The organism is Pseudomonas hydrolytica, assembly GCF_021495345.1.
GTDB lineage: Bacteria > Pseudomonadota > Gammaproteobacteria > Pseudomonadales > Pseudomonadaceae > Aquipseudomonas > Aquipseudomonas hydrolytica.
In genome coordinates, this window is record NZ_CP099397.1 from 4,646,820 (window position 1) to 4,659,023 (window position 12,204).

Genomic DNA, 12,204 nt, shown 5'->3' on the forward strand with positions numbered 1-12,204 from the left:
AGGAGTCGCAAGATGACAGTCGAAGAAACCCTGCTCAACCGCTACGGAGGATCACCACTGCTTTCCCTCGAGCAGCTCGCAGAGGTGCTACATCGCAGCAAAAACGGCCTGAGGATCTCCCTGAGCGGCGACAACGAGCTGTCCGCGAAGCTGCGCTCGTGCAAGGTCAAGATCGGCCGGCGGATCTATTTCAAAACCTCTGCAGTCGCTCGCGTCATCGAAGAAGCCTGATCGCTATGAGCATCAAAGCCATGAACTGGGCATGGGAGCAGCCGCTCCCGCCTGTGCCGAAGCTAGTCCTCATGGCGCTCGCTGATAACGCAGATGATCACGGCTACTGCTGGCCGAAGATGAAGACGATTGCAGCGAAGTGCAGTACTTCGGAGCGCACCGTCCAACGCACTATCAAAACCCTGCTGACTGCCGGTCTGCTTAGGAAGGACGCTCGATTCGATGCCAGCGGCCGGCAGGTTTCCAACGGCTACACACTCGCTTTGACCTACCCCGACAAATTGTCACCCCCGGCTGGTGACATCGCCAGGGAGGGTGACACCACTGTCACCCCCGGGGTGACACAGCTATGTCAGGGGGAGGGTGACATAGCTATGTCACCCCTAGAACCACCATATGAACCCTCATATGAATCATCAGTACGCCGCACGGCAAAACTGACGCGGCTTGGTGCATCGGAGAGTCAACAGGTCGCCCTGTTGATCAGCTCCGCTCCTGCTGATCAACAGGAAGCGATCACCTCCCAACTGTTGAGCGCCCTGGCCAAGGGAACCATCCGTACTTCCCCATCACGCTGGTTGAACGCTGTCATTCGACGGACAGCGAGCCACATGCATCCACAGAATGCGCCAGGGCTGTCTGAAGCGGACTATGTGAAACGTCTGGTTCAAGGCGGAATATCGCATGAGGACGCTCAGCGCATTGCCCAAAAGACCTTTAGTCGCCATGTAATGGCAGCACCACGAATCGCATACGCTCCCTTCGATCATTAAGCAGATACCCAAGACACCCTCCGATGCTAGCCATAGCTAACTGGTGAAGGGCGTTCAGCTCTTATCTTGCTTTTACTGATATTGAACGGGAGAATGGCCAACCAGCGAGAAATATTGCACTCAATAAACTAACCATAAGAGCAATAGCACCAGGCGCAAGCCAATGACCAATTCTGACTTTACTATGAATCTATAACTTTCAACCTCGGCACGCCACAACACCCATATGAACACATAAGGAAATACCCAGCATGCCACGCAGGATTCCCGATAAAATAATCGCACTACTTGTTCTCCTAGCAGCAATTACCATTGCTGCCTATGTTTTTTTTAGCATCTCAGACCCAGTATCCTACTTCATTTCGGCATCATTCTTTTTCATTGGCATTGTAGTATCATATAGCATTGCATCAACAGCAGGATTTGATGCGGCACTTATGCACTTCAAAGAGGTCATAATTGGATCAACAAATATCGGGCTAACTTCAATTAAAAAACTATCCGAAACCCCACCCGAAGAACTTTCAAAAAGAACAAAGAGTAGCTTTAAATTTCTTGGCATAGCTGGCGAGAAATTTCTTAGAGAAACACTAGAGAAAGTCGATTTTTTTAGAAGAAACAAGAATCCAGATCTCGTTAAGATAATGCTAATGGATCCATTTAGCGATGATCTTGAGCGCCTAAGCAGCAACAAAAAACTTCAAACTGAATACAGAAATAAAATTATCGCCACGATAGCGACCCTAGCCAAACTAAGAGAGGACGGCTATCACTTCGAGGTCAGGCTGTATCCTAAAAAGCCACCACTAAGACTGCTTATAATAGATGACTGTGTTACGGCACTATCAGTATATGAAGCAGACTCATCCGGCTGGAAGAATGCGCAGCTCATTTTTGATGGAAAAAACAACGACGACTCCCTCGCCCCCTATTTTGTTGAAACATTTGACGATCTCTGGGAGCGTGGAATAAATATAAACCTAGACCAAAGAAGCAAAGCTTTGTCTCCTTACTTGAACGGCGCAAAGTCAAACAATAGAGACAAGATTGGAATGGTTCACGGAAGGTTTCAACCATTCCACCATGAGCATTTCGAGTATATTCTGCATGGAGTTGCGAATTCTGAGACATGCCTTATCGGCATTACTCAACCAAACATAAATTGTGTTAGCGAATGCGAGATACTTCCTCATCGTGGTACACCCGAAGGCAACCCGTTCACCTTTGAAGACAGAAAGAGGATGATAGCGCTGTCACTAGAGCGATGGGGAGTTCCGCCTGAGAGGTATCAGATTATTCCTTTTGAGATTGACAATCCAGAAGTAGCGATCCCCCACCTTAAGCAAGATCACACTGCAGATATAGTTCACTATATACGCTTGTTTAGTAATTGGGAGCTGTACAAAAAAGAACTTCTTGAGCAGGCCGGCATGAAGGTCATAGCCTTTCAGCCTCTTCACAGTGACTTCATGATGAAAAACGTCACCGGGACTCTTGTTAGAGAGCTAGTGTCATCCAAAAGAAATTGGAAAGATTTTGTCCCATTCGGGACCAAGCAAGTCATCAACGCGGCGATGAAGCGAGGGGCATGACATGTTTCTTTCGGATATTGAAATTAGAAAAGCCATTCAGAATGGTGATTTTTCTATTTCACACAATACCATCCCTGATATAAGATCCGCCTCCATTTGCCTGCACCTGTCAGAAAACATAATAATACCCTCTTACACATCTCACGAGGTAGATATTCGCAGGCCGGAGACGTACCCGACTTGTATTGCCGAGCGCATCACCCCATCTAATGGACACCTCCTTTTACCCGGCGACTTCATACTCGGCTCTACCCTTGAAGGAATTGCTTTTTCGAATTCTTTAGCAGGCCATATTTCCAACATATCAGGCCTGGCCAGACTAGGTCTAAATACAATCTTATCAACCTATGTATCACCCGGCTTCGGAGCGGGGCTTGCCAGACCCATTACCCTTGAGATTCATAATTCATCAATTGCGCCAATTAGAATATTTCCAGGAATGCGCATTTGTCATTTACTATTAGTTAAACTTAGCAGCACAGCACATAGTGGTTACGACCATAGCAACCCTGGAAAGTATCTGACCAACGCACCCCAGGGCTCTGAATTCCATAAGGACACGGGCTTATTTAGCGCTGAAGCGCCGTGCAACAAATAATGCAAACACTAACCCCATCATAAAACATAACGATCTGCTGAAGGCTGGAGTCAGTCTATGGCGGCCGACAGCTTCTGGTAGATATCTTCAGGCCGCCTCCCTAAGCATTTCTCGAAGCGGAGGGCGCTGAAGAGCTTTGAAAATCTTTCTTGCTGGCTTCAGCTCCGACCAAGCCTCCTCCTACGCGATCATTCCCTCCTACGCCCCAGTATGTTGCCATTCGTAAACCCTCGGGCTAGAGTGCGCCCGTCGTGGTAAGTCCCACGACCGGGTGTGACAACCCGATTCGTTCGAGGCGCGGTAGCGCCATAGTTTAAGCACCAGCATACGATTGCTTGGTTGCTTAACTTCTATGGCGGGCCGTGTGGGGCAGGCTTTTGCCTGGCCGGTTCCCTCGGACGCCGGTTTGTCACCCCCGCACGGTCCGCCACCCATATCCGAGTGACAACGGCGGGTGACGGCTCCTTAATCGTCTGAGGAGCACAAGGAAAATGCGCTACCCCTTTTTTACCCGAGAGCTCCGCCTTGGGCTTCTGGTCTTGCTGTCCACCTCAAACTTGGAGGTGCGCCATGGCTGAGTTCGAATCCTGCGTTGTACCTTTTCCACTACAGCGAAGCCCGCTGCATGAGTCCGAACGCTCTCCCCTACCCGCTGAAGCTGCAGCTGAACTACGTGGCGTCATGCTAAGCAATCTGCTGGATCAGTTAGCCGAACCCGATGGGTTGCAGCCAGATGATCTGCGCGTGCGGATCGCTGCTTACTCAGCTCTGGATCTGCTCGATGAGATGGTCGTGCTCTATCGTCGCGCCCTATCCGAGGCGCGAGGGGGTGCGAGATGAGCAAAGGTGTAATGACCTGCCTGCCACCTTACGACGGCCACCCAGGGGTAGAGATCACCTGGGCTGCGGACTGCAGCGAAGCATTTAATCAAGGAGTGATGCTGGCCCAGACCTGGCTCGACAACGCTCGTACCGGTTGGCTCTGGGCAGTCATGATCGCCGAGCGCGACTTACTGCCATGTGCAATAGAACGGAGAGCCTTCGAAGTGGGTTTTCTCAGTCGGATCCAGCAACGCATATGCTCACAAGGACTCTGCGGCCACTCGGACCACACACTCACCCTAGCGCTATAAAGCAGATGTTCGTGAGCCGGCCTAGCCGGCTCACGCTAAATATGACATACGAGCCAACATAGGCTTTCACACCTCCAGCTCTGATGACCCACCCAAGCTACTGGAATTTTCAGAACCTTCTGAAGCTAATACGTAGGCACGGTGCCCAAGCTTGAAGGTAAGATGCCGGCGCTTATGCCATACCAATTCGAGGGATCGAGAATGAGCGGCTATGTGCCCAACAACAGAGACGAGCGGCCTGCGCCAAAAGCTGAGCCCTATAACGGCGACTTCGACCGACAACCAGCCCGCACTCTAGTAATGGACGTGCAGCCAGAAGCGCCGCGCCAAGAGCTTCAGCAGGCAGGCTGTGTATTTGCCAAATCCTGCAATTTGCCTGACGGCGTTATCGACCATCGGCAACCCGGCAACTTCATCCCTCTGGAGTCGTTGAAAACCTACGGCGAGTGGGCAGTGCTGGCTACCGGGAGCGCCATTGCCGCAACCGGGACACAGTTGCAGTTAGTGGGTGGTTCTTCATCGGGCACGGCCTTGGCCTCGCGCCTGGGTGGCAGTATCGCATTAGGTCTGGCAGAGGGTGCTGCAACGGCTGGCGTAATCGCTGGTACTGCGTTGGGCAGCATTGCCATGCTTTTGCCCAACAATAGCCTGTCCCCAGACAGCGCCTACTACACCAGGGAACAATACGCAGCGCTCAATATGGGGCGGACCCGAGCGCGATTGAACATCAAGCACCTTCCCGACGGTTCGGTCGACGTCTATGGTTTTTATACCGGCGGCAAAGCCAGCTGGGAGAATGTTCCGGTCATTGCAGCTCTTCCGCGCGGTGATCAGTTCGTCGCCGATTTAGGCCAAGGTATCGAACTCATCTGGACGCCCGCTGCCGATCCGAACGAAGTGCTGGATATTCCGGCGCTAGAAGGGGCACCTGCGCTGCCAGCCGTGTGGGTGTATCCACCGACCGACAAGTCTGATCACATTCTGGTTAACCCCGTACATCCGCCTGACTACCAGGATGCAATCATCTGGTTCCCCAGCACCGATATTCAGCCGATCTACATCGCGCTGAGCCTTCGTGACGAACCAGGTGTAGTGACAGGGCAAGGGAAGGACGTAACGGGCATTTGGTTGGCGGATGCAGGCAGGGAGCTGGGAGCTCCGATTCCCTCGCAAATTGCCGACCAGTTACGAGGGAGGCGGTTCAACAGCTTCGATGACTTTAGGCGGGCATTTTGGACTGCCGTCGGTGGTGATCCGTTTTTGAGCGGGCAGTTTAACGAGCGAAATGCGAAGGACATGGCAAAAGGCTTTTCCCCAGTTGCGCCTTCCTCTGAACATGCGGGAAAAAGACGCGCCTATGAGCTCCATCACATTGAAGCAATATCCGAGGGTGGCGCCGTGTACGATGTTGAAAACTTAGGCGTTACGACGCCAAAACATCATATTGAGCTTCATAAAAAGGGTTAATCAAATGGACTTGAAAAGCAATTTTTCCGATTACACGCAAGATGAGTTTCTAGAGTTGATTCGAGCGATTGAGAGTGCAGCGACAGAAAGTGAACGTGACAGACTACTAGAGCACTTTGTCACCGTTGCAGAGCACCCGGCGGGGTCCGATCTGCTCTACTACCCTGAGCCTGGTGCAGATGACAGCCCCGAAGGCATTCTGCAAACAGTCAAAACTTGGCGCATCGCTAACGGACTACCTGGCTTCAAAATAGCCTAGCCCCTTAATCATCGTATGAGCACAAAGTGATCAGCTACTGGTACCCATCCCGTCATGCCGCCAAAAATGGCGGCATGACGTATGCGGTCGAGTAGCGCTGACCTACCCTCGCCCCCCGCGACCTAAACGCCTACTTCCGCCACCTAGTTACTCAACCCAGTAGTTCAGAATGTGCGGATAAGGCGAAGGGCAAGATAAAAGGTGGCGGCACTCCGTTCGCCTGAAAAACAGTCTGCACGGGGGTTGGAGACGGCACCCAAGGCATGCATAGGCGTGCCGTGCACAGCGCAAACACCTATCAGCGCTGGCTTTGGCGCGTGCCTAGTACTCCTCATTGCGATCAGATTGGAACAGTCGGAACGAAGTACTGAAGCGCCTTCAAGAATTGAACCAGGAGCACTGATTAGGTATGCCACCCAAGCCAGACCAGCCCGGTTGAAGATGGGACAGTGAGCCGAATAGCCGGCATTATCGGCTCACCAAATGAGCCGAATAGGCTCGCTAATCGGCTCGTAGATGCCCACCTTATGAATGACCCGCTCTGGATCTGGCAACAGTCCGACTGGCCACACTTCAGTTGGCAAGCCAAAAACGCTTGCACCGCTGCTGCGCGCTTACGGTCCGGCTCAAGGACGTTTGTCAGTAATGCTCAGCGCTGTGGGGAGTGAGGCCGAATGCAGATCAGCCGAAGCGGTGCCAGACTTGATCCCTTTCTGCGAGCTGGCATCGTCCTTTTTTGGTTCGTTACTCTGCCCTTTCGATGACGGTAACCGTCGCCTGACGCGCGTCATTACCGGGCTTGGATTGGCCCAGAGGAGACAGCAGGCCGTTCTCTTATATGCCATGACCGCTACCATCCTCGACGACCGAGCCGGCTACCACCGAATCCTCGAAGCCATCCAGAAAGGCACCCTAGATATCTCCGCCTGGCTGCAATGGTTTCTCGCGACGCTGCTCAATAGTCTGGACAGGCCCTTGAGCGAGTAGATCGGCGACTGGTGAGGCGTGCTTCCGGCAGGGACTCGCAGTCCGAACGCTATCGGCGGAGTAAATCAAAGCACTCAACCGCCTGCTCGATGGTAACGACCCCAGTTTCAAGAACAGTATCAGCGCGGCCCAGTACCAAGCCGTCACCACGGACTCTAAAGCCACAGCTCCGCACCATCGGAGTAACGTTGTTGAGAAGGGCTGTTTGGGCCGATTACCAATTGGAGACCGGGCAGCAAGACTAATCTTTTAGCATGCTATTCAATACAGTAATCGGACAGAATAGGCTCTATTTATTATTTTGAGGATTATCCACTTCTACTTCGACCGGACTCACCCTCGTACTAGTTTTAGATGCCTGAGCTGATTGAGGCTCATTAATTTTATTTGACATGCCCTCATGAGCAACAACCCCCGCAGAAGATTTTTGTTTTGGCTCCTCTTGCTGCCCATCTAGCGCTTTCAGCTTTTCTTGGGCTGAAGATTCAATGCGCTTAAACTGTTTTTCTGTGGAAGCCTCACTAATGGGCCGCCCTGCACCCGGCTCGATCAAAACAGGTTTATGAGCTACACCACCAAAAACTGCAACAAGAATGACAGTCCCGAGAAGAGCAACCATGACCGACTTATAAAAAAACTCAACCTTCCCATCGGAATGCAATTTCCCGGTTTGAGGAAAGCGATCATCACTAACAATTAACTTTGCAAGAATTCGTGCAAATCCACGCGGCTCATATGGGCTTTCTTTACCTATCGCATCTGTCAAGGAAAGCTCGGGAAGCTCTGATCTAAACTTAGATTCAATAAAAAGCCCTTGCTTAACAGATCCCACTAGCAAGCGATGATACCAATAGCGATCTATAAAATAAAAAAGATAAGTACCTAGGATTCCAAATAAAGGCAATATCGTAGCAAATTGGACATAGTAATCCCCCACCTGCAATCCAAGATTTTTATCCAGCAAAAAACCAAGAGATGCAAACAATGCAAGCAGGATAGTAACAAACATACTTCTAATTCGCATGCTGATGTCATTAAAATGCATCTGAACACCAACAACCACCTTCCAGATCTCGACAACCTCCTTGCCATCAATATTCGCCATCTTCAAACTCCCTGTTCAAAATTTACGAAAAACGAATATATCCAATAACTCAGAAAACCCCACCTCCAGAGTATGGTCTGGATGTACATCCACACGAGCTTGAATTCTCTGTTCTCTCGCTACCTCTTCTGGAGTCCAGTGCGTAACATCCTGAAGCAAACGATATTCTTTCCTACTATGCGCTTGCCCATATTTAGCCCAAGCATTCTCAATCCCGCAGTCAGCTGCCATAGCAATGTCTTTCATGAGGCTATCGCCGACGTATATGCATTCCGATTTTGTCAAACCAAGATCGGTGACTATCGCCTCCAAAACTTTGGTATCAGGCTTTTTTGAGCCCTTGGGCGTGAAGTGCTGTACAGTGTTCTGTAGTGAGTAGTGCTCAGCTGGATAATAGCGAAGATCATCGACAGAAACCCCTTCCGGTAGTACGTGGTCTGCCGGGCAGAAGATAAAATCAAAAACTCCATCCAGCCCTAAACGTTTGACACGATAATTAGAATAGAACGCCATGGACTCTGTGTACCCAATGATTCTTGTGCCACGCGCCTTCAACTCCTGAAGAGTTTCAGCAACGCCTGGATATAGCACCAGATACTTCCGCCGTTGATCACGATAAGCTTGCACTGCACTAGCAAACACATCAACAGCAGGCCGCCCGTTCAACACATTCTCTAAAGATGGCAACTCTTCAATCAGCATGGAATACTCCGAAGTCCCATGCTTTTGATGTACCGCAGCAATCTCTGGAATGAGAACCTCTTTTGGCACCCCGCTTATACGGACTATTTCATCAAGCATCGCTGAAAAGCAATTCAACCAGAGTTCAACCCAGTCGAATAATGTATTATCCAGATCAGTAATAACCGTAGTCTTGTAATTTGACATCAACCTAGCCTCCAACATCCATTTACAAAGCAGCCAGGCGAAGAGCTATACCCGCCCAATTTGAAGAACAGCTCCAATATTAAGACTTAATCCGGAAACATGAAAAAATCATTCAAACTTGAAAGGCGAACCAAACCATCACGCAGCACCACTACTTTGTCTGGCTCGCTCATAAACCAGGCAAACGACCCCCAGGCCAGAGACGTGACGGTTTTTTTGAACCCCGCCGATTGCCGATCCGCATAAGCAGTTACAAAGGCTACTTGCGAACGCTTAAAACCACCTTTGTCTGTCAGCTCAAATAGCGCTTCTTGCCTACGAGGATTGATCGCACCATCGGTTGCAACCACCTCGATAAATACAATCAGGGGATGTTTCGGCCCGAGGTCTACCAAGATCAGGTCAGGCAGGTTTTTCTGAGCCTCTATATCTAGACCAATGGTCGATGCCATGCGCAAATCCTGCATGGCTACCTTGTTGCTCGACTCACTGAGCCAGAGCACAGCAGGCTTCTCCAGGAACCGCTTGGCGAAGACCTCAACAACAGCACGAGAAATCAGCGAACTAGGGCCATAGGACAGGGTGCGCGTTTCACCGTTGGGGAAGTGAACAAGTACGCCTTCCTGATCGACCGCGCCCAAGCGCATCAACGAAATGCGGGCAAGCGCGCCTTTGTTCAGGTGTTCGTCTTGCCATTTGAGGATGGCGGCTGCCAACTCTTCGCCCTGGAGCTCAGGGTCGAACAAGGCCGCCAGATCAGACTTGAGTGCATAACGCGGCTTACCGGATGTGGTGGGCACGTCCTTGTCTTCCATGACAGCGCCAACGGCGACCAGACCTTCTCGTAGGGTCTCATCGCGGATGGGTTCGCGGGTGTTATCCGCATACCAGCGCTTGCCTGGAACCTCGAACGATTTCTTGCGCAGATTCGATCTGTAGCTAAGGCGTTGCTCATCGCTGCTATTCACGGCTTGCAAATCGGTCATGCGATAGACATGCACCGGCCCCAGTCGAACGTCCGTGTGCTCAATTGCACCGATATACAGCATTGCGAATACAGTGCTGGCCGCGAGCTCGCGAGTGCAGTAGACCCGATTCGGAGTTCCTTCCGGGAAGATCAGCGGGAGCCTCTCAGCGACCAGTTCCCTTGGTACATACGGTGGCAGCACTACATATCTCCTTCAAACAATCGACTACATGCGGCCTCAATGGCTTCTCGGTCGGCACCAGCATCGACCAATCTAGTTAGCTCCACGAGGTCCTCAGGCGCAGGCAGCGGCAGCGACTCCAACTCGTAGGCCGAGACTGCAACCGAGCCGCTGACGCAACGAAATGCGCGGTCTGCAGCCACGCTGTTGATGAATGCCCCCAGCACCTCGGCGCTAACCTGGGGCGCTTCGGTAATTGGACGAATCATGTTGATGTGATTTTCGACCACGACGCCACCATGCCTTTCCAAAAACTCGGCGGGGAGCGCCGCAGCAATCAGGCGGCGACTCTGTTCCTTGGCCGTGGTCCGTTGCAATAGGACGCAGGGCTTAGTGGTCACAAGCCAGTTATCTCCGGTTTTCAGCTCAAAGTAGGGAGCGTGATTCTTTTTGTCCGCACGGAACACGAAACGGCCGTCGGCTGTGATTGCCTCGGCCCAGATCAGTGGCAGGCGTTTACTGCTTGGACGCTGGGCTAGCTGGTTCTTGAAACGGTTCCACACCAGCGGGCCAGTACTCACGCCATAACCCCAGTCGGCCAGACGATGAGGCATGTGGGTCAGGCATTCGACCAACGCGGTTTGCTCAGTTGTGCGCGGCAAGAGCCAAGGTTGCGATGGGTCAGCAGGGAGAGCGATCTCGCCCGTCTGCTGAATCTCAAGCCCGCCCTTGGAGGGAGCAATTTCGGCAACGACGACCGGGGCGCTATCAGCGCCTCGACGATAGGTCGTAAGAGCAGTTTCCTGCAGCACGTCATCAAAAACGCCCTTACGGGCGGTGACAAAATCGATGGTCAGCGGTGGTGCTGAGCGTCCCAGCAGGGCCCGTAGATTCTTGAAGTAGACTCCGGCCAAGAAGGAGGTCGGTGTCACGTAAGCAATCACGCCGCCCAACTTGGTATGACGTAGGGCCAAATCGGTGAACAACCCATACAGGTTGGCATGACCATACAGCGAGCGCCTGTAGCGTTCGCGAGTTTCTAGATCGAGCTTGGCTCGTCCATATGGAGGATTACCAATTACGAGGTCGAAACGGTCTTTCGGTGGGCTACGACGCAGCGAGTCGCAAACAGTCACCATGACAGGCAGCTTGCGCCCAGCCAGCCGGCTGATCGGAAGTACCACGGCGTCCAAGGTGACCTGGCTGAGCCAAGCCCCAAAGGGATCGATCTCGTAGCCGCGCAAGCGGTTGCCGATGCTCTGCATCAGCAGCTTCGGGCTGCAATCCTTCAGTTCAATCATGATCCGCTGGGCTATGGGAGCAAGGAAGGCCCCCCCGCCACAAGCTGGATCAAGTACACGGCACTTTGTCCAGTCGACATTGGCGGCCGTTACCTGGTCGATGAGGCGGGCGGTCAGGACGGGCGGGGTGTAGAAAATGCCGTACTCCCCGCGATGTTCAGCCGGGAGCATGCCGGTGTAAGTCAGGCCTATCTGATAGGCGGCTGTCTCGGCATCAAAACTCGCTGCTGTGCGGCCGATGGTTTCAGCAAGTGCAGCGGCGGCCTCTGGAAGCGGCTCGGTAGGGAACGGCTGGAGTGGCGAGCGCAGTTCCTGGGGAACGATATCGACGCTGGTCAGGCCACGCCACCAAGCCTCGATCAGCCGGACGCCGAACGCACGCGCCAGGGCCAACTGATGATCTACTGGGAAAGTAGTTGCCAAGGCGCGGGCCATGACTCTGGCTGAGGCCAGTATTTGGCTCGGGGATTCCGCAGCCGCTGGGTCTGCCTGCCGTGCCTGTTTTGCCTGTGCCATGTGAGTCATATTCCCCCTTTTTTTCGCGGGCCGAGATTCTACAGGATTCGGCATCCACGCCGACCGCTATTGCGCAATACTGCGTGATAAATTGATACCCAACAATCGCAGGAGCGCCAGTTATGCAACCGAATTACCCTCAATTCGGGCAGAGTTAGCTGGTACGCAGTGCTTTGGGCGAGCGCTTGGTGGTCGCATCTCGATTG

General features: G+C 52.4%; 13 protein-coding genes and 1 pseudogene. 10 read left to right on the plus strand and 4 right to left on the minus strand.

Translation table 11 applies throughout. From position 1 onward, the window contains the following. The first annotated feature begins 12 nt into the window (after window positions 1–12). The 10 genes and pseudogenes from L1F06_RS21920 to L1F06_RS25015 all read left to right on the plus strand — a co-directional run. The gene (locus tag L1F06_RS21920; protein WP_096825472.1) at window positions 13–231 is read left to right on the plus strand and encodes a plasmid-related protein; all 219 of its coding nucleotides are present in this window, start codon (window positions 13–15) and stop codon (window positions 229–231) included. A gap of 5 nt (window positions 232–236) precedes the next feature. After that, on the plus strand, window positions 237–1,004 hold the full coding sequence (locus L1F06_RS21925) for a helix-turn-helix domain-containing protein (protein WP_129482577.1): 768 nt from the start codon (window positions 237–239) through the stop codon (window positions 1,002–1,004). Window positions 1,005–1,255: 251 nt separating this feature from the next. Continuing rightward, window positions 1,256–2,596, plus strand: coding sequence for a nucleotidyl transferase family protein (locus L1F06_RS21930; protein ID WP_129482576.1), 1,341 nt, complete (start codon window positions 1,256–1,258; stop codon window positions 2,594–2,596). Window position 2,597: 1 nt separating this feature from the next. After that, window positions 2,598–3,194, plus strand: coding sequence for a dCTP deaminase (locus L1F06_RS21935; protein WP_129482575.1), 597 nt, complete (start codon window positions 2,598–2,600; stop codon window positions 3,192–3,194). Window positions 3,195–3,764: 570 nt separating this feature from the next. Continuing rightward, complete coding sequence (locus L1F06_RS21940; RefSeq protein WP_129482574.1) at window positions 3,765–4,034, plus strand: hypothetical protein; 270 nt, start codon at window positions 3,765–3,767, stop codon at window positions 4,032–4,034. Beyond that, window positions 4,031–4,327, plus strand: coding sequence for a LasR-specific antiactivator QslA (locus L1F06_RS21945; RefSeq protein WP_129482573.1), 297 nt, complete (start codon window positions 4,031–4,033; stop codon window positions 4,325–4,327). Before L1F06_RS21940 ends, L1F06_RS21945 begins: the two co-directional genes overlap by 4 nt. A gap of 201 nt (window positions 4,328–4,528) precedes the next feature. Next, window positions 4,529–5,794: a pyocin-S2/colicin E7-DNase domain-containing protein gene (locus L1F06_RS21950; RefSeq protein WP_129482572.1), complete on the plus strand. Its 1,266-nt coding sequence runs from the start codon at window positions 4,529–4,531 to the stop codon at window positions 5,792–5,794. 4 nt (window positions 5,795–5,798) lie between these two features. Continuing rightward, window positions 5,799–6,053 (plus strand): bacteriocin immunity protein, encoded by a 255-nt coding sequence (locus L1F06_RS21955; protein WP_129482571.1) that lies wholly within the window; start codon window positions 5,799–5,801, stop codon window positions 6,051–6,053. A 527-nt stretch (window positions 6,054–6,580) separates the two neighbouring features. Next, entirely contained in the window at window positions 6,581–6,721 is a 141-nt protein-coding gene (locus tag L1F06_RS25045) for a DUF4172 domain-containing protein (protein ID WP_252576693.1), read from the plus strand. A gap of 15 nt (window positions 6,722–6,736) precedes the next feature. Beyond that, window positions 6,737–7,293 (plus strand): annotated as a pseudogene (locus tag L1F06_RS25015) (Fic family protein); the annotation flags it as partial. A 36-nt stretch (window positions 7,294–7,329) separates the two neighbouring features. On the opposite strand, the gene L1F06_RS21970 reads toward L1F06_RS25015, so the two are convergent. From L1F06_RS21970 to L1F06_RS21985, 4 genes are all read right to left on the minus strand, one after another. Next, window positions 7,330–8,145 (minus strand): hypothetical protein, encoded by an 816-nt coding sequence (locus L1F06_RS21970; RefSeq protein WP_129482570.1) that lies wholly within the window; start codon window positions 8,143–8,145, stop codon window positions 7,330–7,332. A gap of 15 nt (window positions 8,146–8,160) precedes the next feature. Next, window positions 8,161–9,033 (minus strand): HAD family hydrolase, encoded by an 873-nt coding sequence (locus tag L1F06_RS21975; protein ID WP_129482569.1) that lies wholly within the window; start codon window positions 9,031–9,033, stop codon window positions 8,161–8,163. Window positions 9,034–9,119: 86 nt separating this feature from the next. Continuing rightward, the gene (locus L1F06_RS21980) at window positions 9,120–10,202 is read right to left on the minus strand and encodes a BsuBI/PstI family type II restriction endonuclease (RefSeq protein WP_129482568.1); all 1,083 of its coding nucleotides are present in this window, start codon (window positions 10,200–10,202) and stop codon (window positions 9,120–9,122) included. Then, entirely contained in the window at window positions 10,202–11,917 is a 1,716-nt protein-coding gene (locus L1F06_RS21985) for an HsdM family class I SAM-dependent methyltransferase (protein WP_252576695.1), read from the minus strand. The genes L1F06_RS21980 and L1F06_RS21985 overlap by 1 nt, the downstream gene beginning before the upstream one ends. Window positions 11,918–12,204 lie beyond the last annotated feature (287 nt).